General features: G+C 72.1%; 23 protein-coding genes. 13 read left to right on the top strand and 10 right to left on the bottom strand.

Annotated elements, in window-relative coordinates; all coding sequences use genetic code 11:
- The first annotated feature begins 9 nt into the window (after positions 1-9).
- Positions 10-3,240, top strand: coding sequence for a sacsin N-terminal ATP-binding-like domain-containing protein (locus ACGFNU_RS45875; protein ID WP_392602989.1), 3,231 nt, complete (start codon positions 10-12; stop codon positions 3,238-3,240).
- Positions 3,241-3,423: 183 nt separating this feature from the next.
- Here ACGFNU_RS45875 and ACGFNU_RS45870 read toward each other — a convergent pair whose 3' ends face one another.
- A complete protein-coding gene (locus ACGFNU_RS45870) occupies positions 3,424-3,675 on the bottom strand; it encodes a DUF2530 domain-containing protein (RefSeq protein WP_392602988.1) in 252 nt (83 codons plus the stop codon).
- A 136-nt stretch (positions 3,676-3,811) separates the two neighbouring features.
- Here ACGFNU_RS45870 and ACGFNU_RS45865 point away from each other — a divergent pair, with 136 nt between their 5' ends.
- Positions 3,812-5,323: an NCS2 family permease gene (locus ACGFNU_RS45865; RefSeq protein WP_392602987.1), complete on the top strand. Its 1,512-nt coding sequence runs from the start codon at positions 3,812-3,814 to the stop codon at positions 5,321-5,323.
- On the opposite strand, the gene ACGFNU_RS45860 is transcribed toward ACGFNU_RS45865, so the two are convergent.
- Both ACGFNU_RS45860 and ACGFNU_RS45855 read right to left on the bottom strand, forming a co-directional pair.
- Positions 5,320-5,877, bottom strand: a complete 558-nt coding sequence (locus ACGFNU_RS45860) for a TetR/AcrR family transcriptional regulator (RefSeq protein WP_392602986.1) — start codon at positions 5,875-5,877, stop codon at positions 5,320-5,322. The two genes, ACGFNU_RS45865 and ACGFNU_RS45860, sit on opposite strands and share 4 nt — an antisense overlap.
- On the bottom strand, positions 5,877-6,692 hold the full coding sequence (locus ACGFNU_RS45855) for an alpha/beta fold hydrolase (RefSeq protein WP_392602985.1): 816 nt from the start codon (positions 6,690-6,692) through the stop codon (positions 5,877-5,879). Before ACGFNU_RS45855 ends, ACGFNU_RS45860 begins: the two co-directional genes overlap by 1 nt.
- 205 nt (positions 6,693-6,897) lie before the next feature.
- On the opposite strand from ACGFNU_RS45855, the gene ACGFNU_RS45850 reads away from it, so the two are divergent.
- The 8 genes from ACGFNU_RS45850 (at position 6,898) to ACGFNU_RS45815 (ending at position 15,232) form a co-directional block, all read left to right on the top strand.
- A complete protein-coding gene (locus ACGFNU_RS45850) occupies positions 6,898-7,374 on the top strand; it encodes a MarR family transcriptional regulator (protein ID WP_392602984.1) in 477 nt (158 codons plus the stop codon).
- A 164-nt stretch (positions 7,375-7,538) separates the two neighbouring features.
- Complete coding sequence (locus tag ACGFNU_RS45845) at positions 7,539-8,831, top strand: MFS transporter (protein ID WP_392603015.1); 1,293 nt, start codon at positions 7,539-7,541, stop codon at positions 8,829-8,831.
- Positions 8,832-8,920: 89 nt separating this feature from the next.
- Positions 8,921-9,490, top strand: a complete 570-nt coding sequence (locus ACGFNU_RS45840; RefSeq protein WP_392602983.1) for a TerD family protein — start codon at positions 8,921-8,923, stop codon at positions 9,488-9,490.
- A 17-nt stretch (positions 9,491-9,507) separates the two neighbouring features.
- Entirely contained in the window at positions 9,508-11,343 is a 1,836-nt protein-coding gene (locus ACGFNU_RS45835) for a TerD family protein (protein ID WP_392602982.1), read from the top strand.
- 86 nt (positions 11,344-11,429) lie between these two features.
- Entirely contained in the window at positions 11,430-11,993 is a 564-nt protein-coding gene (gene thpR / locus ACGFNU_RS45830; RefSeq protein ID WP_392602981.1) for an RNA 2',3'-cyclic phosphodiesterase, read from the top strand.
- Positions 11,978-13,144, top strand: coding sequence for an MFS transporter (locus tag ACGFNU_RS45825; RefSeq protein WP_392602980.1), 1,167 nt, complete (start codon positions 11,978-11,980; stop codon positions 13,142-13,144). The genes thpR and ACGFNU_RS45825 overlap by 16 nt, the downstream gene beginning before the upstream one ends.
- Positions 13,145-13,292: 148 nt before the next feature.
- Positions 13,293-14,360, top strand: a complete 1,068-nt coding sequence (locus ACGFNU_RS45820; RefSeq protein WP_392602979.1) for a hypothetical protein — start codon at positions 13,293-13,295, stop codon at positions 14,358-14,360.
- 92 nt (positions 14,361-14,452) lie between these two features.
- On the top strand, positions 14,453-15,232 hold the full coding sequence (locus ACGFNU_RS45815) for an SDR family NAD(P)-dependent oxidoreductase (RefSeq protein ID WP_392602978.1): 780 nt from the start codon (positions 14,453-14,455) through the stop codon (positions 15,230-15,232).
- Here the strand turns inward: ACGFNU_RS45815 and ACGFNU_RS45810 are convergent.
- Together ACGFNU_RS45810 and ACGFNU_RS45805 are read right to left on the bottom strand one after the other, a co-directional pair.
- Complete coding sequence (locus tag ACGFNU_RS45810; RefSeq protein WP_392602977.1) at positions 15,229-17,226, bottom strand: hypothetical protein; 1,998 nt, start codon at positions 17,224-17,226, stop codon at positions 15,229-15,231. The genes ACGFNU_RS45815 and ACGFNU_RS45810 overlap by 4 nt on opposite strands.
- An 84-nt stretch (positions 17,227-17,310) precedes the next feature.
- A complete protein-coding gene (locus tag ACGFNU_RS45805; protein WP_392602976.1) occupies positions 17,311-18,624 on the bottom strand; it encodes a hypothetical protein in 1,314 nt (437 codons plus the stop codon).
- A 242-nt stretch (positions 18,625-18,866) separates the two neighbouring features.
- On the opposite strand from ACGFNU_RS45805, the gene ACGFNU_RS45800 reads away from it, so the two are divergent.
- A complete protein-coding gene (locus ACGFNU_RS45800) occupies positions 18,867-19,856 on the top strand; it encodes a hypothetical protein (protein WP_392602975.1) in 990 nt (329 codons plus the stop codon).
- 76 nt (positions 19,857-19,932) lie between these two features.
- Here ACGFNU_RS45800 and serC read toward each other — a convergent pair whose 3' ends face one another.
- Complete coding sequence (gene serC / locus ACGFNU_RS45795) at positions 19,933-21,060, bottom strand: phosphoserine transaminase (RefSeq protein WP_392602974.1); 1,128 nt, start codon at positions 21,058-21,060, stop codon at positions 19,933-19,935.
- 101 nt (positions 21,061-21,161) lie between these two features.
- On the opposite strand from serC, the gene ACGFNU_RS45790 reads away from it, so the two are divergent.
- Entirely contained in the window at positions 21,162-21,701 is a 540-nt protein-coding gene (locus ACGFNU_RS45790; RefSeq protein ID WP_392602973.1) for a S26 family signal peptidase, read from the top strand.
- Here ACGFNU_RS45790 and ACGFNU_RS45785 read toward each other — a convergent pair.
- From ACGFNU_RS45785 to ACGFNU_RS45770, 4 genes are all read right to left on the bottom strand, one after another.
- Positions 21,647-23,506: an ABC transporter ATP-binding protein gene (locus ACGFNU_RS45785; RefSeq protein ID WP_392602972.1), complete on the bottom strand. Its 1,860-nt coding sequence runs from the start codon at positions 23,504-23,506 to the stop codon at positions 21,647-21,649. The two genes, ACGFNU_RS45790 and ACGFNU_RS45785, sit on opposite strands and share 55 nt — an antisense overlap.
- A 118-nt stretch (positions 23,507-23,624) precedes the next feature.
- On the bottom strand, positions 23,625-23,786 hold the full coding sequence (locus ACGFNU_RS45780; RefSeq protein WP_392602971.1) for a hypothetical protein: 162 nt from the start codon (positions 23,784-23,786) through the stop codon (positions 23,625-23,627).
- Between the two features lie 153 nt (positions 23,787-23,939).
- Positions 23,940-24,323, bottom strand: coding sequence for a hypothetical protein (locus ACGFNU_RS45775; protein WP_392602970.1), 384 nt, complete (start codon positions 24,321-24,323; stop codon positions 23,940-23,942).
- A 97-nt stretch (positions 24,324-24,420) separates the two neighbouring features.
- Positions 24,421-25,533: a citrate synthase 2 gene (locus ACGFNU_RS45770; protein ID WP_392602969.1), complete on the bottom strand. Its 1,113-nt coding sequence runs from the start codon at positions 25,531-25,533 to the stop codon at positions 24,421-24,423.
- 124 nt (positions 25,534-25,657) lie between these two features.
- Here ACGFNU_RS45770 and ACGFNU_RS45765 point away from each other — a divergent pair, with 124 nt between their 5' ends.
- Positions 25,658-26,515, top strand: coding sequence for a pyridoxal 5'-phosphate synthase (locus tag ACGFNU_RS45765; protein ID WP_392602968.1), 858 nt, complete (start codon positions 25,658-25,660; stop codon positions 26,513-26,515).
- The last annotated feature ends 78 nt before the right edge of the window (positions 26,516-26,593 follow it).

Genomic DNA, 26,593 nt, shown 5'->3' with positions numbered 1-26,593 from the left:
AACGGGCCGGTGACCGAACCGTCGCACCTGGATCCTTCGCGCACGGATCCGTTCGGGACCGGGGCCCTTCGCGAACGGGTGCTCCGCGCCTGGGCGGAGTCGCCCGCGCGGTTCCGTGAGGACGCCAACGCCGAAGAGGACTACGCCCTCGGCGGCTACCGCGACCGTGTCATCGTCGAGCTGGCGCAGAACGCCGCCGACGCCGCCGCGCGGGCCGGCGTCCCGGGCCGGCTCTGGCTGAGCCTGCGCGACGGCGTCCTGGTCGCCGCCAACAACGGCGCCCCGCTCGACGCCCCTGGTGTCGAGGCGCTGTCCACCTTGCGCGCGTCGGCCAAACGGGACGACGCGGGCGCGGTGGGGCGGTTCGGGGTCGGGTTCGCCGCGGTGGTCGCGGTGAGCGACAGTCCTTCGATCGCGGGAGTCGAATGGTCCGCGGTCCGCGCCCGCGAGCTTGCGGCGCGGATCCCCACGCTGGCGGACGAGCTCCAACGCCGTGGTGGTCACGTCCCCCTGCTCCGGCTGCCCTTTCCGCTCGCCGATCCGCAGCCGCCCCTTCCGGAGGGCGCCACGACGGTCGTCCGGCTGCCATTGCGCGACGCCGCGGCCGACGCCCTCGTCCGCGACCAGCTCGGCCAGGTCGGCCCGGCCCTCATGCTCGCGCTGCCCGCCCTCGCGACCATCGAGATCGACGTCGAGGGCGCGCCCCTCCGCACCCTGACCGCCGACCACGACACGCGGACGGCCGATGACCGCGCGCGGACCGCCGACGATCACATGCGGGCCGCCGATGACCACGCGCGGACCGCTGGTGATCGCACGTGGACCACTGGTGAGCACGCGCGGACGGCCGATGACAGCATGCGGGCCGCCGATGATCGCGCGCGGACGGTCGGTGATCGCACGCGGGCCGCCGATCAGCGCGAGTTCGGTATGGCGGTGATTGACGGGGTTTCCTGGCGGACCGTTGAGGCCCATGGCCTGATTCCGGTCGAGCTTCTGGCCGACCGTCCCACCGAGGAGCGCGCCCGTCCCACCTGGCAGGTGCGCTGGGCGATGCCCGAGGCCGGCGGGCTTCCGGCGGGCATGCCCGCGGTCCTGCACGCTCCGACGCCCAGCGACGAGCGGCTCGATCTGCCCGCCCTGCTGATCGCCTCGTTCCCGCTCGCCCCCGACCGCCGCCACGTTGCGCCTGGGGCGCTCACCGGTTTCCTGGCCGAACGGGCCGCCGAGGCCTATGTACAACTGCTGCGCGGCCTGCCGGCGACGACGCGCCTTCTTGATCTGATCCCCGGGCCCGTCGGCGCGGGCGAGCTCGACGCGGCGATTCGCCGGGCCGTCCTCGCCCGCCTGCCCGAGACCCCGCTCCTTCCGGCGGCCGCGGCTCCGGACGGCGAGGTCGTCCGGGGCCGGGACGCGGTGGCGGTCGACGGGCCGCCGGCGCTCATCGAGCTGCTGTCGGGCGGGCAGGAGGGCACCGAGGTCGTCGTGCCGGGCCTGCTGCCCGCCGGATGGCCCGTCCGGCACCAGGCGCTGGGCGCGCTCGGCGTCCGGCGCATGGAGCTCGCGGACGTCGTGGACGACCTGGCCGCGCTCGACCGGGAGCCCGCGTGGTGGCGGCGGTTGTACGAGGCGTTCACGGGAGCGTCCACCGACTCCCTCGGGGCCCTGCCCGTGCCGCTGGCCGGCGAGCCCGACCCGTTCCGCGAGCACGGGGCCCGGATGGTGCGCGGGCCGCGCGGGCTGCTCGTCGCCACCGACGGCATCGACCCGGCGGGCCTCGGCGCCCTCGGGCTGCGCTTCGTCCACCCGGAGGCCGAGCATCCGCTGCTGCTGCGGCTCGGCGCGATCGAGGCGGGCCCGCGCACGGTGCTCGCCGATCCGGCCGTCCGGGCCGCGGTGGAGGGTTCGTTCGACGCGGACGACCCGGAGCTGGTCGCGGCGGCCGTGCTCGGTCTGGCGGCGGCGGCGCATCTCGATCCCGGCACCGAACCGTGGCTCGCCGAGCTGGCGCTGCCCGGCGACGACGGCGATCTCTATCCGGCGGGGGAACTCCTCCTGCCCGGCAGCCCGCTGCGCGACATCATGGCCGACGACGCGCCGTTCGGTGTGGTGGCGGCCGAGCTGGTCGAACGCTGGGGTCCCGAGCCCCTCGAGTCCGTCGGCGTGCTCAACGGATTCGCCCTGGCGCGCGGCGAGGACGTCAACCTGGCCGCCCTCGCCGACCTGGTCGAGTCGTTCGACCTCGACGGCGAGGACCTGTGGGCGGACGAGGCGCTGGAACGGCTCGGGTTCCAAGACCTGCCGCCGCTGGTGCCGGAGTTCCAGGCCGTCCGCGACCTCGAACTCGTCGCCGACTGGGACGCCGCGCTCCGCGCCCTCGCGCTGCCCCCATGGCGTGCCGCGCTCGTCGAGCCCGCACACGTGATGCTTCACGACGGCCGCCGCTTGGCGGTGCCCTCGTACACCGCCTGGTGGCTCGGACGGCATCCCGTGCTGGACGGGCGGCGGCCCGGCGAGCTGCGGTTCGCCTCCGGCTCCGATCCGCTGGCGGGGCTGTACGACGTGGTGTCCGGCGACCTCGACCGCGAGGTGCTGCTGGCGCTGGGCGTCCGCACGTCGCTCGCCGGGCTGCTGGCGGAACCGGGCGGCGCGCAGGAACTTCTGGATCGCATGGCCGACCCCGCCCGTACCGTCGCACGCGGGCAGCTGAGCACGCTCTGGACGGCCCTGGCCGACCTTCCCGACGGCGTACGGGTACGTCCCCCGGAGCGGGTTCGCGCCGTCGTGGACGGCGAGGTGGAGGTCGCCGAGGCCGCCGACGCGCTGATCCTCGACCGTCCCGACCTGCTGCCGCTGCTCGTGGGCCAGCCGCTGATCATCGCCGCGTCCGGACGGGACGAACGCCTGGCCGAGCTCCTGGATCTGCCGGTCGCCAGTGAGGAGATCCCGGGCGTCCTGGAGTCGCCCGGAGAGAAACACCCCGTCCCGCACGCCGTACGCGCGGTCCTACCGGACGCTCCCGACACCTACCTGGCCCACGAACGCCTCGTCGTGGACGGCCAGCCCGTGTCCTGGTGGTGCGGAGACGGAGAGATCCACGCCGCCGGCCCGGAAGGCCTGGCCCGCGGCCTCGCCTGGACCTGCGACCGCTGGGAGGACCGCCTCCTCCTCGAAGCCGTCCTCCGCGACCCGTCCGCCCTCCCGACCCTCCAAGCCGAATCCGACCTCCACGAAGCCTGAGTCGGCCTTCGCGAAGCCTGAGCTCACCTGCTCCGCGAAGCCTGAGTCGCCCCTCGCAAGACCTGCGGCGATCTTCGCGAGGCCTGAGGCGACCTTCACGAGGTCTGGCCGACCCTCGCAAGACCGAGTCGGCCTTCGCGATGACCGAGGCGATCTCCCGCGAGCCAGGCGCGCGAGGGCTCGTTACTCGGGGGTGCGGCGGGCGGCTCTCGCGGCTTCCTCGCGGGCGCGGCCCGACTGGAGGCGGGGGACGTACCAGATGGCGAAGAGGCCGATGGCGATGCCGGTGACGCACACCCAGAGCCACCAGCGGTCGTCGGTGCCGATGATCAGGAGGGTGACCAGGGCGATCGCCCACGCGACGGTGCCCGCCACGGCGATGCGCACGTCGTTGGTCTCCAGCGGCGGCGGATCGGGGCGGCGTGCACGGGTCATGCGATCAGCCTAAACGGCGGCCCCCAGAGAGCTGGATCACACCCTGGGTCGCGCGCGGATAACGATGATCCGAGGGGAAGCGTTCGTTACCGGTTGAGGTCTTTTCGGTCGGCCGCGTTTCTGTCACCGTGCGCGCATGAGCACAACCGATGACGCAGTCGAACGGCAGGCGAGTCCACTCGACCGGTACTTCAAGATCTCCGCGCGCGGCTCGACCGTGGGCCGCGAGGTACGGGGCGGGCTGGCGACGTTCTTCACCATGGCCTACATCGTCGTCCTCAATCCGTTGATCATCGGGACCGTCGCCGACGCGGACAAGCAGTTCCTCGGCGACCTGACCACGCCGGGGGCGAGCATCCCGCTGGTGGCGGCGGCGACGGCGCTGGTCGCCGGGCTGCTGACGCTCGCCATGGGCGTCATCGGCCGCTATCCGTTCGCGATGGCCGCCGGGCTGGGGCTGAACGCGCTGCTCGCGTACAGCATCGCCAGCGGCATGTCGTGGGAGGACGCGATGGGCATCATCGTCCTCGAGGGCCTGATCATCACCGTGCTGGTGCTGACCGGGTTCCGGGTGGCGGTGTTCCGGGCGATCCCGGCGGGGTTGAAGACGGCGATCGCGGTCGGCATCGGGCTGTTCATCGCGCTGATCGGGTTCGTGGACGCGGGGTTCGTGCGGCGCATCCCGGGGGCGGCCGGCGAGGCGACGGTGCCGTTGCAGCTGGGCGCCACGGGCAGTTTGTCCGGCTGGCCGACGCTGGTCTTCGCGTTCGGGCTGATTCTGACCGTGCTCCTGGTGGCGCGGAAGGTGCGCGGGGCGATCCTGATCGGCATCCTCGCCACGACGGTCGTCGCGATCGTGGTGGAGGCGCTGGTCGACGCCGGGCCGTTCAACAAGGGACCCGGGCCCGACGGCAAGCCCGTGATCAACCCGGACGGCTGGCAGCTGAACGTGCCGAAGTGGCCCGACAAGGTCATCGACACGCCTGACCTGAGCCTGATCGGCGACTTCAGCCTCTTCGGGAGCTTCGAGCGGGCCGGGGTCACGGCGGCGATCCTGTTCGTCTTCACGGTGATGCTGGCCGACTTCTTCGACACCATGGGCACGGTCGTCGGCGTCGGCAAGGAGGCCGAGCTGCTCGACGAGAAGGGCGAGCTGCCCGGCATCCGCAACGTCCTGCTGATCGACTCGGTCGGCGCGGCGGCCGGCGGCGCGGCGTCGACCTCGTCCAACACGACCTACATCGAGTCGGCCGCGGGTGTGGCGGAAGGCGCGCGGACCGGGCTGGCGAGCGTGGTGACCGGCGGGCTGTTCCTGGTGGCGATGTTCTTCGCGCCGCTGGTCACGATCGTGCCGTTCGAGGCGGCCACGCCGGCGCTGGTGGTGGTCGGCTTCCTGATGATGACGCAGATCAGGCACATCGATCTGAACGACTACGACATCGCGATCCCGGCGTTCCTGACGATCGTGCTGATGCCGTTCGCGTACTCGATCACGGTGGGCATCGGGGCGGGCTTCATCAGCTTCGTGGCCATCAAGGCGGCCCGGCGCCGCTTCGCCGAGATCCACCCGCTCATGTGGCTGATCGCGGTGCTGTTCGTGCTCTACTTCGCGCTCGACCCGATCAAGGAGCTGCTGAACGTGAACTAGGGCTGGTGGAGGCCGCTGATGACCATCCGGATGAGGAGTTCGTAGCTGGTCTCCAGATCCTGCGGGAGGCCGAAGCCTCCCGACGCCTCCAAAATGGCGAAGCCGTGCGAGGTGGAGCGCAGCGCCCGGGCGGCGTGGATGAGGCCGTCGTCGTCGAGCTCGTACGCGCGGAGGGTGGCGAGGATGATGCCGACGAGCCGGTCGGCGGCGTTCTCCATGCGCGGCTCGGGATCGGGGGCCTGGTCCATGGCGGCGTAGCGGCCGGGGTGGTCGACCACGTACGAACGGTAGGCCCGCATGATGGCGCGCACCGCGTCGTCGCCGGAGCGGCCGAGCGCCGCCTCGCCGAGCCGTTCGGTCAGCTCCTCGATCACGCGGAGCGTGACGAGCTGCCGGAGCTCGGCGAGGTTGCGCACGTGCTTGTAGAGGGACGGCGTCTGGACCCCGGCCTTCGCGGCGACCGCCGAGAGGGTGAGGGCCGCCGGGCCGTCGGCGTCCACGATCGTGATCGCGGCGTCGACGACCCCGTCCGGGGAGAGCCCGGCCCGCGGCATCAGGCGGCTCCCTGGGGGGTGGGCGCGACCTGGCCGAGGAAGGCGAGGACGGCGGCGGCCGTCTCGGCGGGGAACTCCTGGTGCGGGTAGTGGCCCGAGCCCTCGATCATCACGATCTCGGTCGTACCCGCCAGCTCGCCCGCGACGAGCTCGGCCTCGACCTTGGGGTCGGGGAAGTCGGGGTCCTTGGTGCCCATCACGACCAGTGCGGGCTGGAAGACCCGGGGCAGCACACCCTCCATCTCCGGCTTGTCGTCCAGGCCCATGGTCCGCGCCGCCGCGAGCCGGCCGCGCTCCTTCATGTTCGCCTTGAGGGTCTTCAGGTACGCGGGGAAGTCGGCGGGCTTGGGGCCCTTGAGCAGGTTCTTGTAGTACATCCCCCACAGCGCCGGGCTGCTGAGGATCACCTTGGCGAGCTGCCGCATGAACGGGTTCATGGAGACCGTGCGGGCGAACGGGGCCTCCAGCACGATGCCGCTCACGAGGGAGGGCTCGGTGGCGGCCACCCAGGCCGCGGTGCCGCTGGAGAACGAGTTGCCGAGCACCACCGCCGGGCCGCCGCCGAGGTGCCGGATGAGCGCCGCCAGGTCCTTGCCGCCGTCGGTGATGCTGTACGAGTCGAACGGGACGCTCGACTCGCCGTGGCCGCGCAGGTCGATCGTGGCGACGCGGTAGCCGGCCTCGACGAGCTTCGGCGCCAGCAACCGGAACGTGGCCCGTACGACGCCCATCCCGGGGGCGAGGATGACGAGGGGCCCCTCGCCGGTCACGTCGTAGGCGATCCGTCCGCCGGGAACTTCGATGTACTCCGTCATGCCGTCCACTCCTTAAGGTCGATAGCCGTAAAGCTAATACTCTTAGCCTGCCATGTCAAGCGGCTCCGTGGGACGATTGGAGGCCGGGAGTCCAGCGACCGATCGGAGGGGCCGGAGTCGTTGTGCGCCGCCGTGCCGGCGGGTGGAATATCCGCCGCCGCCAGGTCGTTAGCAAAGGCAATGACTTCTGCGAACGAACATGACCATGCCACCGACCGGAACCGGAGCGTCCGTGCCGTCCTCGGCGCACGGGCTGGCCGAAGACCTGCGCATCTCGATCGCCCGGCTGTCGCGCCGCCTGCGCCGGCTGAGGCCCGTCCCCACCGAAGGCGACGGCGGTCCGGGCCCGCTGTCGCTGACGCAGTTCGCCGCGCTCGCCGCCCTGGAGCGCCATCGGACGATGACGCCCCGGGAACTGGCCGACCACGAGAAGGTGCAGCCGCCCTCGATGACGCGCGTGATCGCGTTCCTGGAGGGCCGGGGACTCGTGGAGCGCAGCCCGCATCCGACGGACGGGCGCCAGGTGGTGCTGAGCGCGACGGCGGCGGGCCGGGATCTGCTGGCGGAGGAGCGGCGCCGCAAGGAGGCGTGGCTCTCGCAAAGGCTCAGCGAGCTGACGCCGGAGGAACGGGTGATCCTGCGCAAGGCGGCCCCGATTCTGGACAAACTCAGCCAGGCCTGACGCCGGCTTCCACGCCTTCCGCCACTACGGCTGCCGCGAATGCAGCCGTAGCTGGCGACAGTGTCACCACGGCTGGCGGGAGTGTCGCCGTGTCTGACGGGAGTGCTGCCGCGCCTGGCGAGGGTGCAGCCGTGTCTGGCGAAGGTGCCGCTGTGCCTGGCGGGATGTTCCGGTCGCTGCGCAATCGCAACTACAGGCTCTTCACCGCCGGGCAGGTCGTCTCCAACACCGGCACCTGGATGCAGCGGGTCGCGCAGGACTGGCTCGTGCTGGAGCTCACCCACGGCAGCGGCGTCGCGCTCGGCATCACGACCGGGCTGCAGTTCCTGCCGATGTTGCTGTTTGGGCTCTGGGGCGGGGTCGTCGCCGACCGCTACTCCAAGCGCCGGGTGCTGATGATCACCCAGGTGTCGATGGGCGCGCTCGCGCTGATCCTCGGCGTGCTGGCCATGAGCGGGACGGCGCACGTCTGGCACGTCTACGTGCTCGCGTTCGGCCTCGGCCTCGCCACGGTCGTCGACAACCCCACCCGGCAGGCGTTCGTCGTGGAGATGGTCGGCAGGCGCGATCTGCCCAACGCCATCGCGCTCAACAGCGCCACGTTCAACGGCGCCCGGCTGGTCGGGCCCGCGCTCGCCGGCCTGCTGATCGCCGCGATCGGCACCGGTCCGGTCTTCCTGGTGAACGCGGCGTCGTTCGGCGCCGTGCTCCTCGGCCTGTACGCGATGCGGGAGCGCGACCTGAACGTCGCCGAGCCGGTCGCGCGCGCCAAGGGGCAACTCCGCGAGGGTCTCCGGTACGTACGCGGACGCAGCGATCTGATGCTGGTGCTCGCCCTCGTCGGCTTCGTCGCCACGTTCGGCATGAACTTCCAGATCACGGTCGCGCTCGTCGCCCGCGAGGTCTTCCACACTGGCGCGTCCTCGTTCGGCCTCGCGTCGAGCATGCTCGCGCTCGGCGCGCTCACCGGTGCGCTACTGGCGGCCCGCCGCGTGTCACGGCCGCGATTGCGCCTGCTGCTGGGATCCGTCCTGGTCTTCGGCGTGCTGGAGATGATGACGGGCCTGATGCCGACGTACGCGACGTTCCTGGTGCTGCTCGTCCCCACCGGCATCGCGCTCATGACGTTCACCACCGCCGCGAACGCGATGATGCAGCTGAGCGTCGAGCCCGAGATGCGCGGCCGCGTGATGGGCCTCTACATGCTCGTCTTCATGGGGACGAACCCGCTGGGCGCGCCGATGGTCGGCTGGATGGCGCAGGCGTTCGGCCCCCGCATGACGATCGTCGCCGGCGGCGTCATCGCCACGCTCACCGCCCTCGCCGTCGCGGCGCTGGCCGCTCCCGGCGGGACGGCCGCGCGCTCGGTCGCCCGTTCGGTCGTCCGCGCGCCGCGGAAGGTCGTCCGAGCACCGGCGATGCTCGCGAACAGGATGACAGCGGGGCGCGGCTACTGACACTCTTTGACGGTCATTGCTCGGCATGCCGGGATCGCCCGGTTGATGTGCGAGGGTGCTGCTCGTAGGACGAGGGGGAGGGCACGGCGATGGCCGTTTCGATGCAGAAGGGCCAGCGGATCTCGCTGGAGAAGCCCGGCGACGCGCTGACGATGGTCCGGATGGGACTCGGCTGGGACGCGGTGAAGAAGAAGGGCTTCTTCGGCGCCCGCCAGCAGGAGATCGACCTGGACGCCTCGTGCGTGCTGTTCGCCGACGGGAGGCTCGCCGACGTCGTCTACTTCGGCAAGCTCGTCAGCGACGACGGCTCCGTCCGGCACACCGGCGACAACGTGACCGGGCACGGCGACGGCGACGACGAGTCGGTCATCGTCGACCTCGGGCGGCTGCCGGTGCACGTCACCTCGCTGGTGTTCACGGTCAGCTCGTTCAACGGGCAGACCTTCGACGAGGTCGACAACGCGTTCTGCCGCCTGGTCGACGAGACCGGCGGCGGCGAACTCGCCCGCTACACGCTCACGGGCGGCGGCGGGCACACGGCCATGGTGATGGCCCGGCTCTACCGGCACGGCAGCGGCTGGAAGATGGCCGCGATCGGGGAGCCCAGCCAGGGCCGCACGTTCGAGGACATGCTGCCGTCGATCACCGCGCACGCCTGACCCGCGGCCGGTCCCGGATGACAGAGCTGCCCCGCGGGGCCAACGCCCCGCTGCCCGCGCGCCGCGTCGGCGTCACCGTCTCCTGCGCGGTGCCGGTGGACGTGAGCGCGCTGATCGTCGATTCCGGCCGGCGGGTCCGCTCGGACGCCGACCTGGTGTTCTTCAACGCCCCCGAGGCGCCCGGCGTCCGCTGGTCGGAGGCGGGCGGCGGCCAGCGCGTCGAGGTCGACCTCGACGCGGTGCCGGCCGGCGCGGAGACCGTGGTGGTGGCGGTGAGCCTCGCCGGGCCGGGGACGTTCGGCGCCGTCCCGCCGCCGCGGCTGGAGGTCGTGGGCGCGGACGGGACGACGCTGGCGGCGTTCACCGTCGACGGGCTAGGCCCCGAGAAGGCGATCGTCGGAGTCGAGCTCTACCGGCGTGCCGGGGCCTGGAAGGTGCGCGCGGTCGGGCAGGGGTACGCGGGCGGCCTGGCGGAGCTGGTCACCGACCACGGCGTCGAGGTCGAGGATCCGGGCGAGGACGACGCCACGTCCGGCCCCAGGGTCGGCGACGCCGCCCCGGGAAGCGCCACACCGGCAGCCGGGGCAGCACCGATGCCGCCCACGCCTCCGACGCCGCCGACGCTGCCACCTCCGATGCCGCCCACGCCGTCGATGCCGCCCACGCCGCCGCCCACGCCGCCACCTCCGCCGCCGTCGATGCCGCCGCAGATGCCATCAGTGCCGCCGCCTCCGCCTGCGGGGACGCCTGTAGGGACGCCTGCTGGCGCGTCCGCGGGGGCATCCGCGGGGGCGCCGCAGCAGCCGGGGGCGCACGAGGTCGGCTACGTCGAACGGTGCTGGCTGGTCTGGGAGGACGCGAGCCGTTCGCTGGCCGCCTTCCGGGCCTCCACCGAGCACGCCCTCGTCATCCGGAACGACGAGATCGCCGGGCGGGCGCCCAAAGGCCGCCATCAGGAAGTGATGGCCGCCGCGACCGAACGCCTCAACGCCGACGCCGCGCAACTGCGCGACGAGCTCGCGGGCTGCGACCCGTTCTCCACGGCGGAGGTCGCGCCGTTCTCCGGACCGGCCTGGCTGACCTGGCAGCCGCGTACCGACCTGGCCGAAGGTGTCCTGCTGGGCGGGCTGTCGGTCGACGAACTCCCCGGCCTCCAGGTGCCGCTCGTCCTGCGCATGCCGTGGCGGCGCGGGATCTGGATCTCGCGCGGAGCCCTGCCGGGCGACTCCCTCGCCTACGCGTGGTCGCTGGTCACCCGTTTCTTCGCCGCCCTCCCGCCCGGCGTCGCGGGCATCGAGGTCATCGACGCCGCGGGCCTGTCGGGCGCGGGCTGGCTGAACGACCTCGACCCGGTTTCACCCGTACTCCGCGAGGTCCTGCTCGGCGGGGGTGTCGCGACCGGGCCCGCCGCCGCCGAACGGCTCCGCCGCCTGCTCGACCTGATCGACCTGCGCGGCGTGGGCGCCGACGAATCGGAGCTGCCCGCCGGGCCGCCGATCAGGCTCGCCGTCATCCTGGACGCGGGCTCGATGCTCGAAGGCGACCAGGCGCACCAGCTGCTCCGCCTCGTCGAGGACGGCCCGCTGGTCGGCGTTCCGGTGCTGCTGGTGGAGAGCGACACCCCGGCGGCCGAGTCCGTACGGGCGATGCGCGTCCGCCAGGTCTGCAACAGCCTGCCGTCCACGCCGGGCAGCGTCGCCGACTCGTGGGTCGGCGCGGACTGGACGCTCACCCCGGACGTGCTGCAGGACGCCGGTGACGGCACCCGCGCACCGTCCCTTCTGGCGCACGTGCTCGGCGCTCACGCCCGGACGATCGCGTCGTACGGCGGGGAGTCCCAGTCGCTGGGGTGAGCGACACCGGATCAGGGCGTGACAACGCGGCTCATGTGCTGCCAGGCTGTGCAGGTGGCGATGCGCATCGGGCCCTGGGAACGCCGATGAGACTGTTCGTCGCGCTCGTTCCGCCGCCGGACATCCTGGACGAGCTCGACGAGTGCGTCGTTCCCCTCAAGGCCGAATGGCCCGACCTCAAGTGGATCCGCCGCGAGCTGATCCACGTCACGCTGACGTTCCTCGGTGAGATCGACGAACGCACGCTGGAGAAACTGCTGCCGCGGCTGGAACGCGCGGTGGGCCGCCACGACCGGCTCTCGCTCTCGCTGGCGGGCGCGGGCGCCTTCCCCGGCAGCGGCGCGCACGCCCGCGTCGTCTGGGCGGGCATCTACGGTGACCGGCGCGGAGTCGCCCGCCTGGCCGCCTCGACGACCGCCGCCGGCCGCCGCGTCGGCACCCCGCCCGACAAGCACCGGACCTTCCGCCCGCACCTCACCCTCGCGCGATCCCGCCAGCCGGTCGACGTGCGGCCGCTGCTGGAGTCGATGTCCACGTTCGCCGGCTCCTCCTGGACGGCGGACTCGGTCCACCTGATGCGCAGCCACCTGCCGGGCAAGGAGCACCCGCAGCTGGAGTACGAGTCGCTCAAGACATGGTCGCTCCGCTGACGAAGATGTGGCCGTTGTACGCGGCCGGATTCACCACCGCGTTCGGTGCGCACGGCATCGCGGCCAACCTGGGTTCCGAGGACACGGTCACCTCGCTGCTCGTCCTCGGTGGTCTCCTCGCCCTGTACGACGGCGCCGAAGTCCTGCTCAAGCCGCTTTTCGGCACCCTGGCCGACCGCATCGGCGCCCGTCCCGTCCTGCTGGGCGGCCTCATCGCGTTCGCCGCGACCTCTGCCCTCTACGTCGCGGTAGACAGCGCCGCCTACCTCTGGATGGCGCGTCTAGGCCAAGGCGCCGCGGCCTCAGCTTTCAGCCCCTCGGCCTCCGCTTTGGTCGCCCGTCTCAACCCGTCCTCGCACGGAAGGGCTTTCGGCTCGTACGGCTTCTACAAGTCCATCGGCTACACGCTCGGCCCGTTGCTCGGAGGGGCCCTCATGTGGGCGGGAGGGATGAGACTCCTCTTCCTGACCCTTACGATCCTGGCGGCCGCGGTCGCCCTCTGGGCCGCACTCGCCGTCCCCTCAGTCCCGCCTCTGCCCAAAACCCGGCAGACGATCGTCGACCTGGCCCGCCGCCTGCTAGACCGCTCGTTCCTCGGCCCCACCTCCGCCCTCGCCGCAGCGACATCCGCCCTCTCCGTCGGCGTGGGCTTCCTACCCGTCTCCGGTGCCGCCGCTGGAATGGGCACCCTGGCCACCGGCGCGGCCGTCTCCGTCCTCGCAGGCTGCGCCGCCCTCATCCAGCCCAGAGCAGGCCGAGCCCTCGACGCCGGCCGCCTCACGGCCCGCCGTGGCATCCTCACCGGCCTAGCCCTCACCGCCACAGGCCTGGCCGCCGCCACCATCCCGGGCATCCCAGGCGTCCTGGCCGCCGCGGCCCTCATCGGCGTAGGCACCGGCCTGATCACCCCACTGGGCTTCGCCACTTTGGCCGCCGCCACTCCGGCCTCACGCCTCGGCCAGACCATGGGCGCCGCCGAACTAGGCCGCGAGCTAGGAGACGCAGGCGGCCCCCTCCTGGTAGCTGGAGTAGCCACCGTGGCAACCCTCACCTACGGCTACGCAGCCCTAGCCCTCGTCCTGGCGATAGCCCCTCTGCTAGCCCTTACGCCGCGTAACCGTGCACCCGCCACGCTTCACAAGAGCGATTGAGTAAGACGCCCTGTTCGGCAGCCTGGAGTACTCCCCGTGCGTGTGACAACGGTCACATGATGGGCGCCTCTCGATGGAGCTTTCTGTCGATCATTGTGACGCTAAGTTAAGTCAGCCTTGTCGCGTTTGTATTGCTTGCGGAGTGTCTGTGATTACCTGGCGAACGACCCCCAGAGCCCTGGTCTCATCGGCCCTCGGGGCCACCCTCGTGCTGGCGTCGGCCCCGGCGGCCTCCGCGAGCGCGGCCGAACCGTTGCCGCAGCGCATCCTGGTCAATCCCGTCGCGCTGAAGAACTGGGACGCCGACGTCGTGGTGACCGGAAAGGTCCAGCGTCGCAGCGGCGACGGCTGGGCATCGGCGCCCGCCGGTCAGAAGGTGACATTCACCTGGCCGGAGGGAGAGACCGCGGCGACGACAACCGTACGGAGCGACGGGAGCTTCCGCGCCACGTTCGATCCGGGCTACGGGAACGTCACCGCGCGGGTCGACGCCTCCGGCGAGTACGCCGAGGGCCGCGCCCTGGTGATGAAGTGGCTCAGTCGGCTGGACATCGATTCCAAGCGGCACGACCACGAGACCAATCCGGAGTATCCGTTCCGGGGCAAGAAGTTCGAGGTCCGGCGCGTCCTGAAGGCGCGTCGCGGCGAGAAGCTTCCAGGGCGGAAGGTCGTCCTCTGGTGGGCTCCGCGTCCGAAGTGGGGATACCCGAAGACCGGCTGGAAAGCGTTGGGGTCGGGCACAACTGACCGTAACGGGCGAGTGGTGATCCGGGCGACGGCCTGGAAGGACGGCTGGTTGCGGACGACCTTCGCCGGGGACGCCCACTATGCGCCGGTCGAGGACGGATACCCCTTCTGGAGCTACTACCAGACCGCCATCACCAAGTTCAACGCCTCACCCGAGCCCGCTCGTAAGGGGCAGTTCATCACTCTGTCCGGCCGCCTCATGCGCTGGACTGCCGCGAGCGGCTGGCGGCCCGTCAAGAACAAGCACATCGACGCGAACGTACGGGTGAAGGGCACCAGCCGTTGGCGGGACGCTTGGTGCTACAACGGTGGCACCAGCACCGACGCAAAGGGCTGGTTCCGGCTGGGGTGCCAGGCGACCAAGGATGCCTCCTGGCAGGCGTACTACGTGAATGACTACAGGAGCCCGCAGTCCGGAAGTCTGGACTTTCCCGCCATGTCGGCCATCGACTACGTGGACGTTCGGTGAGCTAGGGGCACGCTCTGCCTGGGCCGTCGGCCTTCTTGAGGTCGGCGGCCTTTTGGGGGTTGACGGCTGAGTGAGTACTCACTCAATATGGAATGAGCAGGCACTCAGAGAGGAGCGCGGTCATGGGGAGCTATTCGGATCTGGCGGGCAAGGTCGTCGTCATCACTGGCGGGTCGCGGGGGATCGGGGCGGAGACGGGGCGGGCGTTCGCGGCTCAGGGGGCCAAGGTTTGTGTGGTCGGGCGGGATGTGGAGGCGCTTGAGGGGGTTGTGAGGGGGAGTGAGGTTGCGCTGGGGCTCGCTGCCGACGTCACGGACTCGGCGGCGCTCGCGGGTGTTCGGGAGCGGGTCGAGGCCGAGTTGGGCGTCGTGGACGTGGTGGCGGCGTTCGCGGGCGGGCAGGGGTTTCCGGTGCCGACGCTGGAGCTCACCGAGGAGCGGTGGCGTGAGGTGATCGACGCGGATCTGACGTCGGCGTTCCTGACGGTCAAGGCCTTTCTGGGAGGGATGGCCGAGCGGGGGAGCGGGGCCGTCCTGCTCATGTCGTCGGCGGCGGGGCGGCAGCCTAGCCGGGCCAATCTCGCGTATGGCGTGGCCAACGCGGGGCTGGTGATGTTCGCGCGGCATCTGGCCACGGAGATCGGCCCCAAGGGCGTGCGGGTCAACTGCATCGCGCCCTCGGCGATCCTCACCGAGAGGGTCGAGAAGATGATGCCGGGCGACATCAAGGAGCAGGTGGCCAAGGACCATCCGCTGGGACGGATCGGGACGCCCGAGGACGTCGCGGAGGTCGCTCTCTTTCTGGCTTCGGATGCCAGCAAGCACCTGAGCGGGCTCACGATCGACGTGGCCGGCGGGAAGGTGACCGCTTAGAGCTCAGGTGGGGGTGGTGCCGGACGGTCGGCGTCGGGCGGGCCCCAGGGGACGCCGTACTGTTCGCAGGCGCGGCGGAGCTCGGTCAGGTCGGGTGGGAACGTGACCTGGCGGAGGACACGGCCCGCGGGGCTCCAGACGACCAGGCGGGGCATGCGGTCGGCGGAGTCGTCGATGCCGATGCCGCCCACGCGGTCACGTTCGAGGTCCCATTCGACGCGGCCGCGGCGGGTGACGACGGCCAGGCCGGCGGACGAGACGCGCAGCTGGGCGCGATTGCGGTCGTAGAGCCAGTAGCCGCCCAGGCCGATGAGGATGCCGGCGGGCATCGACCAGCTCGCGGTGGTCAGGAAGCCGCCCAGGTCGGGCCCGAGCCAGACGGCGCCGAGGAGGGCGACCAGCTCGCAGAGGAGCATGCTCATCCCGTATGTGCCGACGCGCGAACGCCGCGTCGCGTCCAGCAGGACGCCGGGCGCCGAGACGGGGCCGGGGGGCGGCGAGAGCTCGAGCGGGGGGATCGTGACGGACGGCGCGGGGGCCGAGAGCGTGGAGACGGCCGAGTGGAAGGCGGCGCTGAGGTACGCGTCGTACTCGGCGTCGGTGATGGGCAGGCCGGCCCGGCGGGCGGACTCGCGCAGGTCGGTGCGGGAGATCCGGAGCGCGGAGAGCGGTGCGGCGAAGAACTCGTCGCCGTCGGAGTCGTAGAGGCGGACCCAGGCGTGCCCGCCGATCGTCAGCAGTTCGATCCCGCCGATGCGGTCCTGCGGCATGCGGAGCACGACGTCGCCGGCGGCGTCGGCCCAGCCGAGGCCGTCGTCGGCGACGACCAGCCGGCCGCCGGGGACCTGGGCGAACACCTCCGGCAGGCCGTCGAGGCCGTAGTCGGGGATGCGGGGGGACCGGGTGGCGGGAGTGATCACGCGATAGCCGTGGTCGTCGAGGGCGTGCGCGAGCTGGAACGCGTCGAGACCGTGCGCGGGCAGGCGGGCGATCAGGCGGAGCCGGTGGTCGAACGCCAGGACGGTGAGGGTCGAGGGCCGCGGGTCGCCGGTGGCGGGGTCGGGGCGCAGGCCGGGGCCGAGGACGAGCGCGGCCACGTCGGTGGCGGGGACCTCGGTGGTCTCTCGGGGGCCGCGGACCTGGAGCCGCTCGTTCGCGATCTCCCAGTGGACGTGGTCGGCCCGTAGCAGCCGGTGCCGGGCGACGAGCACGGCGGTGATCGCGGCCAGGGCCCAGCAGCCGGCGGCGAGCCGGGGACCGAAGCCGTCGGCGCCCTCCACGGCGATGCGCGCGACCATGGTGACGCCGAGAACGCCGGCGAGCGCGCCGAGGAGCGCGATGCGGCGGCGGCTGGGAAGCGGCGCGGGCGTCGAGAGGTCGACCGGCGGGGACGGCGGCTGATCGGCGGCCGGTTCGTGGGAGGCGGCCAGGAGCTGGGCCTCCTGGTCGAGGAGACGCTGTTCGGCGGCGTGGTCGCGGGACAGGCCGGAGTCGTCCAGGCCGGGCACGCGCGGGCCGTCCTCGGCCGCCGGGTCGAGCAGGTCGGCGGCCTCGCCGTCCAGGATGTGCATCGTGATGCCGAGGCGGCGGGCCGTCACGAAGAGGGCCAGCGGCTCCATCCCCATGGCCGACAGCTCGCCGACAGCGGTGCGGCCGAACTTGTGGAACACCGTCAGGACGCCGTCGTCGGAGGTGAGGGCGAGGCCGTCGATCCGGGCCCGTTCGTAGCGCACGGCGCCGGGGCCGAGGCGTTCGAGGCCGGCCGCGGTCAGCCGCCAGCGGGGGCGGGGGCGCCGGCCGGGCGCTCCGGGAGCGGCGCCCAGCAGCCAGGGCGCGGCGGCCACGGCGGCGATCAGTGCCGCCCACAGCCAGACCGGACGGATCGGCAACAGCGCGAGCGCCACCGCCAGCAACGAGAACGGTCCCGCCGCCACCGGCCGCCACCGTCCCCCCGGCCCCTGCAGGCCGGCCAGCTCATGCTCCACAGTCTCCATCCTCTCCGGCGCCTGGCGGGCCCGTCGCCTCCTTCCGACGATCCGATGGCGTGCTCTGTTCGAAAAAGCTCCGGTATGTATCCCTTACGACCGTTTCCGTAGGACGCCGTAGCCGACGGCCGCGGCGATGCCGAGCGCGACGAACAACCCCACGCCGGTGCTCTTGGAGTCGCGGCTGCCCTCGTCCGCGTCGTCCTTGCCGCCGCTCTTGGCTCCGGGCCGCGCCTTCGGGGACGGGATGGCGCTCTCGGGCAGCGGCACCTCGTACACCGGCTGGCCACCGCCCTCCGAGCCCACGAGCAGGGACCTGCCGTCCGGCGAGTACGTCACCGACTCGCCCTGCTCCTGCGCGGGCAGCCCGATGGAACGCAGGGACTTGCCCGGCCTGCCGTCGTCCTTCACGGAATAGATTCGCGCGCCGAAGTAGGTGCGGATGACGTAGCTCCGCCCGTCGGGCGCGAAGGCCCCGTCGGTGGCGATGGCCGGGGCGTCCGCGACCTTGCGCAGCTTGTTGTAGCCGCTGCTCCGCAGCCGTGCCGGGGCCTCGTACAGCGCGCCGGAGAACAGCTTGCTCGCGACGTACAGCCGGTTGGTGCGCGGGTTGATCATCATCGTCTCGGCGTTGCGCGGGCCGTCCTCGTACTTCAGCTTGAACGAGGTCGCCCGCACGGTCTGGCTGCGCAGCCGGGCGGGCTCGGGGATCCGGTAGACGGTGACGAACGGCCACGCGCCGCCGAGGTTGTCGCCGATGTCGGCCACGTAGATCGCCGGACGGCCCTTCTCGTCCTGCCCCATCGCCATGCCCTCCCAGTCGCGGGCTCCCGCGCCCGCGAGGGTCAGCACCGCCCTGGTCGAGCCGTCGGGGCCGAGCGCGAAGATCTGCGCCACGCCACCGGAGTCGTTGTGCGTGTAGATCACGCCCTGATGCCGCCTGCTGACCGCGAGCCCGCTCGACTCGTTGATCCGCGGATCAGAGACCTTGAACACAACCTTCGGATCACCCGCGACCCCGCCCGCGGAGCCTGCGCCCAAGCCGCCGCGCGCAGCAGCAGGACCGGCGGCCGAAACGGTCGCGATCGAGATGGAGTCTGCGCCAGGAGCGGCGGCGACAGGGCCGGGTAGCGAGGCGGCGTGTGGAGCGGCGGCCGAGGCCGCGCTGGCGGCGGCGTGCGCGACGGAAGGGGCGGCGGCCGTGAAGGGGCCGGGTGTCGCGGCGGCCGAGGCGGCGCTGGCCAAGGCGGCGTGTGGAGCGGCGGCCGAGGCGGCGCTGGCAGAGGCGGTGGGGGTGAGGGGGCCGGGGATTGTGGTGGCCAGGGTGAACGTGGCGAGCAGCGTGGTGGATCGGGCACGGCGGGTGCCGGTGGTGCGACGGGGGCGGCGCGGGGGCTGCGGGCGCATGAACTGATCATCCCCGTTCCGGGGCCTGCCGATCACGCGCGCCCCGCCGTCGGGATGCGCGCCGGCGCTCGTTTCGGCCACATTCAATTCAGCAGCGCGCCGACGACCACGGCGAGGACGAGCGCGGTCAGCACGGTGGGGAGCAGCCATTGGGGCGCACGGTTCACGTTCCGAGCTTATTCGCCCGGGCGGAGGGCTCGAACCGGGAGCACGAGATCTGCATCTCATCCAGCATGTGCGGATTGTTCGGGTTGCTGCGGTCGCCCCTCGCCGACCACCCGGAGCTGGCGTCGGCCGCGTTCGTCACGCTGGGCACCCTGGCGGAGGAACGCGGGCGCGACTCGGCCGGCGTGGCGCTCGTGACCGGCCGTCCCGTGCCGCACGCGACGCCCGCCCGGGGGCGCGCCGACGACCGCCGGTCGGACCTGAGCCACGGCGGGGTGCGGGTGGTCAAGGGCCGCGGGCGGTTCTCCGGCATCTGGCGTCCCGACCTGCTCGAACAGCTGGACCGGTCGCCGATCGCGCTGGGCCACACCCGCTGGGCCACCCAGGGCTCCCCGTTCGACCTGCTGAACGCCAGCCCGCTGGTCGTGCCGGACGGCACCGGTTCCGGCATCGTCGCCACCCACAACGGCGACGTGGAGGCCGGGGCGCTGCGCGAGCGCCATCCGCTGCTGCCCCCCGCGCTGGGCACCACCGACAGCGAGCCGGTCTTCCAGCTGCTCGCCGGATGCCGCGGCGCCGCGAACGTGACCGGGCTGCTCGGCTCGCTCGTCGGCCGGGCCGCGCTCGCCTGGGTCGACCGGGCCCGTCCCGACCGCGTCCACCTGGCCAGGGCCGCGCTCAGCCCGCTGACCCTCGCCGTCGACACCGAGCAGAACTTCTACTGGGCTTCCAACCCGCGCTGGCTGCGCGAGGTCGAGCGGCACACGAGCGTGCGCTTCATGTCGGCCGTCATGCTCAGGGAGGGCACGTACCTCCAGGTGGGGCTGACCGCCGCCTCGTCGCGCCGCCGTCCCCGGCCGCGCGTGCTGACCCGCGCGGGCTTCCTTCCCACCGCCCGTGACTGGGACCTGGACGACCGGGTGTGGACCGGCTTCACTGCCGCCGACATGGCCCGCGACCGCGCGACCCTGCGCCACCGCGTGATCGAGACTCCGGCCCCGCAGCCGGTGCCGGACACGGTCGCCGCCGCCACCGTGACCCCGGCCGGGCTCGTCCCCGCCATCTGAAGACAGAAGAGCCGGTCCCGGTGCCAGGCGTGGAGATCACGCCCGGCGCCGGGACCGGCTCATGTGTTCGTACGGGTCAGAGGCGCTCGACGACGTAGTCGACGCAGGCGGTGAGGGCCTCGACGTCGGCCGGGTCGATCGCCGGGAACATGCCGACGCGCAGCTGGTTGCGGCCCAGCTTGCGGTAGGGCTCGGTGTCGACGATGCCGTTGGCCCGCAGGGTCTTGGCGACCGCCGCCGCGTCGATCTCGTCGGCGAAGTCGATCGTGCCGACGACCTGCGAGCGCTGCGCCGGGTCGGTCACGAACGGCGTCGTGTACGAGGTCTTGTCGGCCCAGGTGTAGAGGCGCTGGGACGAGTCGGCCGTGCGGGCCGTCGTCCAGGCCAGGCCGCCCTGCTCGTTCATCCACTCGATCTGGTCGGCGAGCAGCAGGAGCGTGGCCACGGCCGGGGTGTTGTACGTCTGGTCCTTGGCGGAGTTGTCGACCACCGTCGGCAGGCTGAAGAACTCGGGGATGTAGCGGTCGGTGGCCGCGATCTCGCCGATCCGGGCGAGCGCGGCGGGGGAGGCGAGGGCCACCCAGAGCCCGCCGTCGGAGGCGAAGCACTTCTGCGGCGCGAAGTAGTAGACGTCGGTCTCGCTCACGTCCACGGGCAGGCCGCCGGCGCCGGAGGTCGCGTCGACCAGCACCAGGGAGCCGTCGCCGCCGACCCGCTTGATCGGCATGGCGACGCCGGTCGAGGTCTCGTTGTGGGTGAGGGCGTAGACGTCGACGCCGTCCTCGGTGACGGGCAGCGGATGCGTCCCCGGGTCGCTGGAGATCACCGACGGGTCGTCCAGCCAGGGCGCGCCCTTGGTGACCTTGGCGAACTTGCTGGAGAACTCGCCGAACGTCACGTGCTGGGACTTGGCGCGGACGAGCCCGAACGCCGCGATGTCCCAGAACGCCGTCGTGCCGCCGTTGCTGAGCAGCACCTCGTAGCCGTCGGGCAGCGAGAACAGCTGCGACAGGCCGCTGCGGACCCGGCCGACGAGGGACTTGACCGGCTTCTGCCGGTGCGAGGTGCCCATGTAGGCGGAGCCGGACTCGGCCAGGGCGGCGAGCTGCTCGGGACGGACCTTGGACGGGCCGCAGCCGAAGCGGCCGTCGGCTGGCTTGAGGTCTGCGGGAATGACAATGGCTGGGTTCGCGCTCTCGGTCACCCGAGCAAGCGTAGTTGACCTGCGGCGTCGATCTTCGGCGGGTCCGCATCATGAGACGCGTTCCGCTGCGCCCGGCCCGAAATGAGCACTAGGGTGCGGATGTGCGCCCCGTCAGATCCGTGCTGCTCGCCACCGCCGCCACCACCGTCGCCGCGGCGACCGCGGCCGTCCTCGCCCGGCGCCGGCTGGTGGTCGTGCATGTGACCGGGCCGAGCATGCTGCCCACGTACCGGCCGGGTGACCGGGTGCTCATCCGCCGGGTGCCCGCGCGGAGGCTCCGGCATGGCCAGGTGGTGGTCTTCGAGGGGCCGCGGGAGGGCCGGTGGCGTGCCGGTCCGCTGCCCGGGCTGGACGCCGACTCATGGATGATCAAGAGGGTCGCCGCGCTGCCCGGCGATCCGGTGCCCGGTGACGTCGTCCCGGCCGTCGCGGACGCGGTGGTCCCGGACGGGCGGCTGGTCGTCATCGGGGACGGCGTGTTCAGCGCCGACTCGCGCAAGTGGGGGTACGTCCCGGCCGATCGGGTGCTGGGCGTGGTCGTGCGCAGGCTCGCGTCCGGCCGGACGCCGGTGGAGCACGAGTCCGCTCAGCCCGGCTGGACGCCCGAGGGGGCCGGCTGGGTACCGGTGGACGGCTCGTAACCACTGGCCTGCAGCGAGAACAGCCGGGCGTACTCGCCGTCCCGCGCCATGAGCTCCGCGTGCGAGCCCCGCTCGGTGATCTGCCCGTCGGAGAGCACGACGATCAGGTCGGCCTCCCGCACGGCGCCGAGCCGGTGCGAGATCAGCACGCTGGTGCGGCCGGACCGGTGGGTGCGCAGCCCGAGATGGATCTCGTGCTCGGCCTCGGCGTCGAGACCCGAGCTCGGCTCGTCCAGGATGAGCAGGTCCGACCGGTCGCGCATGAGCGCACGGGCCAGTGCGAGCCGCTGCCACTGCCCGCCCGACAACATCACGCCCGCGTCGGCGTCGTTGTCGCCGAAGAAGATCCGGCTGAGCAGCGTGTCGTAGCCGCGAGGGAGCGCGGCGAGAACGTCGTGGATGCCGGCGCGGCGGGCGGCGTCCTCCAGTACCGCCCGTTCGCCGCCGGTCGCCAGGTCGCCGAGCATGATGTTCTCGGCGGCGGTGAGGTCGTAGGACATGTAGTCCTGGAAGACCGCGCCGATCCGGCGGCGCAGCTCGTCCGGGTCCGCGTCGCGCAGATCCACGCCGTCCCAGCGGATCGAGCCGCGCACCGGGTCGTACAGCCGGCACAGCAGCTTGACCAGGGTGCTCTTGCCCGCGCCGTTGAGCCCGACGAGCGCGACCGAACGGCCGTGGGGGATGAACAGGTCGACCCCGCGCAGCACCCACGGGTGACCCTCGTCGTAGCGGAACCACACGTCGCGCAGCTCGATGCCCTCGCGCAGCGCGGGCAGCGGCACCGGCTCGGCGGGCACGGGCAGCAGCGGCTCGGTGCGCATGACCTTCAGGTAGCGGCCGAACATCAGCAGCGCGTTGTGCGCGTCGGCCCACTGCCCGACGATCGTGTTCAGCGCCGCCTGCACCCCGGCGACGGCCGCGATGAAGACCGAGACGTCGCCGATGCTCAGTGCTCCGTCGGCCGCCGCGAGGATGGCCCACAGCAGTCCGCCGCCCGCGATCACCGCGCCGAGCAGCGAGAGCAGGCCCTGGCTGCGCAGGGTCCGGCGCTCGATGTCCTCCTCGGCGGCGTTGATGGTGCGCAGCTCGGTGAGCATGCGCTCGCGCAGGTGGCCGCCCAGGCCGAACAGCCGCACCTCTTTGGCGGCCTCGGGACTGCTGAGCAGGGCGCTGAAGAAGATCTGCCGCCGCGTGTTGGTGCTGACGCCCCACATCATGCGGGCACGCCGCCTGCTCAGCGTGAGCTGGGCGCGGGCCGAGGGGAGGGCGGCGAGCAGGATGACAACGATCATGACGGGGCTGATCACGACCAGAGTGCCGACGAAGCCGGCCAGCGTGATCGTGCCCTGGCCGATCGCGAGGGAGCCGCGGACGATGCGGTCCGGCGCGTTCTGGCCCGCCTCCTGTGCGAGCCGGAGATCATCGTGGAAGGCGGGGTTCTCGAAGCGGCTGAGGCCCGGGTCGGCGTTCACCCGCTCGTACAGGCGTCCGGAGATGAGCACGCGCAGCGATCGGTTCAGCCGGCCCTGCGTGTAGTCCGACACGTGCGGCAGAACGATGAGGACGAGGCCCGCGGCGGCCAGCGCGACCGCGGCGGGGGCCAGCTCCCCGGCGGCCGTGCCCTTGCCGATCCCGTCCAGCACCACCTTGGTGAGCCAGGCCGTGACCACCGGCGCGAGACCCATCAGCACAGCCGCGGTGACCGAGCAGATCGTCGCCCCGGGCTGCGCCCGCCAGCTCAGTACGGCCGCGGACCGCGCGCGCTCCCAGAGCGTGCTGCCGTCGTCCCCGTCCTGCTCTTTCATGGGCTTGGCTCTCCCACTCGCGTTCAGCGGACCAGCCGGTAAAGCGGAACGGCATCCGCCCGGGCTTGATGACGGATGCCGTTCGCCGAAGAGCTGGGTCAGCCGGACAAAACGGTGATTACCAGAGTCGCTTACAGTAGGTGATACCGCCCATGGGGCAGCACTCGTACACGCCGCCTCCACGGTATTCGCGCCAGCAGCCGGGGTCCGCGGACGCCTTGGTGCTGGGGGCGAGCCTGTCCAGCAGGCGGTCGCCGAGCTTGCTGAGGGAACGGATCATGGTGTCTCCTCCGTCCGGTGGAGCTCCGGGGGGCCCGGTGCTCCTTGGCGACTGGACGCTATCCGGCTTAACGATCTTGAAGACATGTGCAAGATCCACATCCCGGCGACGGTTTTTGATCATGAAATGTGCGTTTGTGACTGGCTTCCTGACTTAGCGGCGGCGGCGGTAAAAGGCCCAGGTCAGAAGTCCCCCTAGGGTGATCACGCACAGTGCGGCGATGGTCGCGGGCGGGTAGAGCCAGGGGTCGCCCTTGTCGCGGGCCTGGAGGGCGGTGTCGATCGAGTCGTAGGCGAGGAAGGCCAGCAGCAGCCCGGCGAGCGCGGCGGCGATACGGCCGGAGGCCGCGTTGGTTCGGCGCCGCCGCGCCTCCCGTTCCTCCTCGTAGCGGCGGAGCTCCGCGGCCACGTCGCCCGCGTCGCCCGCAGCGGGCGCGTCGGCCGCAGCGGGTGCCTTCTCCGACGCCGACGGCGGTGACGACGGGCAGGCGCTGGGGCCGATATCGCCCTCAAGCGGCTCGTCAGAGTCATCGATCACGGATCAATCATCGCAGGGCATGCAAAAGGCCCCCGGCGGGCTGCCGGGGGCCTCGAGCGCGTCGTGCGGGGGCGGACGTCCTGCCGGAGAGAATCCGTCAGGCGTCGTAGCGCTTGAGGGCCTCCGCCGCACCGGTGACGTCCTCGATGGAACGGCTGCCGGGGCCGACGTACTTGGCGCTCGGCCGGACGAGGCGGCCGGTGCGCTTCTGCTCCAGGATGTGCGCGGCCCACCCGGCGGTACGGCCGCAGGTGAACATGGCGGGCATCATCGCGGTCGGGACCTGCGCGAAGTCGAGGATGACCGCGGCCCAGAACTCGACGTTGGTCTCGATCGCCCGGTCGGGACGGCGCTCGCGCAGGACTTCGAGGGCGGCGTCCTCCAGGGACTTGGCGGCCTCGTAACGCTCGGCGCCGAGCTCCCTGGCGGTACGGCGGAGCACGCGGGCGCGCGGGTCCTCGGCGCGGTAGACGCGGTGGCCGAAGCCCATCAGCCGGTCGCCGCTGTCGAGGATGTCGGTGACCACCTTGCGGGCGTCGCCCACCTGCTCGACCTTCTCGATCATCGGCAGGACGCGGGCCGGGGCGCCGCCGTGGAGCGGTCCCGACATGGCGCCGATGGCGCCGGAGATGCTGGCCGCGACGTCGGCGCCGGTGGAGGCGATGACGCGGGCGGTGAACGTGGAGGCGTTGAGACCGTGCTCGGCGGCGGAGACCCAGTACGCGTCGATGGCCTGGACATGCTTGGGATCAGGCTCACCGCGCCAGCGGATCATGAACCGCTCGGTGATGGTCTTGCCCTCGTTGATACGGGTCTGCGGCACCATGGGCACCGCCACGCCGCGGGCCGACTGGGCCGCGAACGACAGCGCCGTCACCGACACCTGGGCGAGGTTGGCGCGCGCCTCCTCGTCGGTGATGTCGAGCAGCGGGCGCATCCCGTAGGCCGGGGCCAGGATCGGCAGGGCGCTCTGGACGTCGACCCGGACGTCGCCGGAGTTGACCGGCAGGACGTGCGGCTCGGCGGGGGCGAGGCCCGGGTCGAAGCTGTCGTCGACCAGCAGGCCCCAGGCGTCACCGAAGGAGACGCGACCGACGAGTTCTTCGATGTCGACGCCCCGGTAGCGGAGGGCGCCGCCCTCCTTGTCCGGTTCGGCGATCTCGGTCTCGAAGGCTACGACCCCCTCGAGACCAGGTTTGAAGTCGGACATTTCGTCCTGCCTTTCGCGTCCATAGTGATAAGGCGGTGCCGTGCCATTGAACCCTGTCCGCCCTACTGGTGAGTACCCAGGCCCCTGTGAGTTGCACAATGTCCTGGTGGGAGGCTCAGACGCTGTGGATCGCCCAACGCCCGACCCCGCACGGCTCCGCAGATCTTACGAGGGAGGGGAACTGCTGGAGGCGCAGGTCCCGGCCGATCCGTTCGCGCTCTTCGGCGCATGGTTCGCCGATGTCGTGGCGGCGGGCCTGACGGAGCCGAACGCGATGGTGCTGGCGACCGCCTCCGCCGATGGCGTGCCGAGCGCCCGGACGGTGCTGCTGAAGGGGTACGGGCCGGGCGGCTTCCGCTTCTTCACCAACCTGACCTCGGACAAGGCCCGGGACCTGGCGGCCAACCCTCGTGCGGCGCTCGTCTTCCCGTGGCACGGGATGCACCGGCAGGTGCGTGTCGTGGGCCGGGTCGAGCCGCTCACGCACGCGGAGAACGCGGCTTACTTCGGCACCCGTCCGCACGGTTCACAACTGGGCGCGTGGGCCAGCCACCAGTCCGCGGTGATCGCGGGCCGCGAGGAGCTGGAGGCCCGCTACGCCGAACTCGCCGCCCGCTGGCCGGATCCGGCCGAAGCCAACCCCGCAGCCGACGCCAAGCCCGCCGGTGGCACCGAGCCCGCCGGTGGCACCGAGCCCACGGGTGGCACCGAGCCCACGGGTGGTGCCGCACCCGCCGGCGCGGCCAAGCCCGCCGGTGGGGTCGAGCCCGCTGCTGGGGCCGCGCTCGCTGGTGGGGCCGAGCCTGCTGGTGCGGCCAGTTCGGGCGGCGAGGGGGGTGTGCCGTTGCCTGACTTCTGGGGTGGGTATGCCGTGATCCCCGAGTCGGTCGAGTTCTGGCAGGGCCGTCCCGACCGGCTGCACGACCGGCTCCGGTATCGGCGGGAGCGCACCGGCTGGGTGCTGGAACGCCTCGCGCCGTGACGCTCGGACGGCCGTTCACGGTGGGTCAGCACTGATCACAGGTTTGGTGACTGTCGGGCGAAGTGCTTAACCTTGCTA

The sequence above is a fragment of the Spirillospora sp. NPDC048911 genome (genome assembly GCF_043198015.1).
In the GTDB taxonomy this organism is placed as follows: Bacteria; Actinomycetota; Actinomycetes; order Streptosporangiales; family Streptosporangiaceae; genus Spirillospora.
This window is presented reverse-complemented; position numbering and strand designations above follow the sequence as displayed.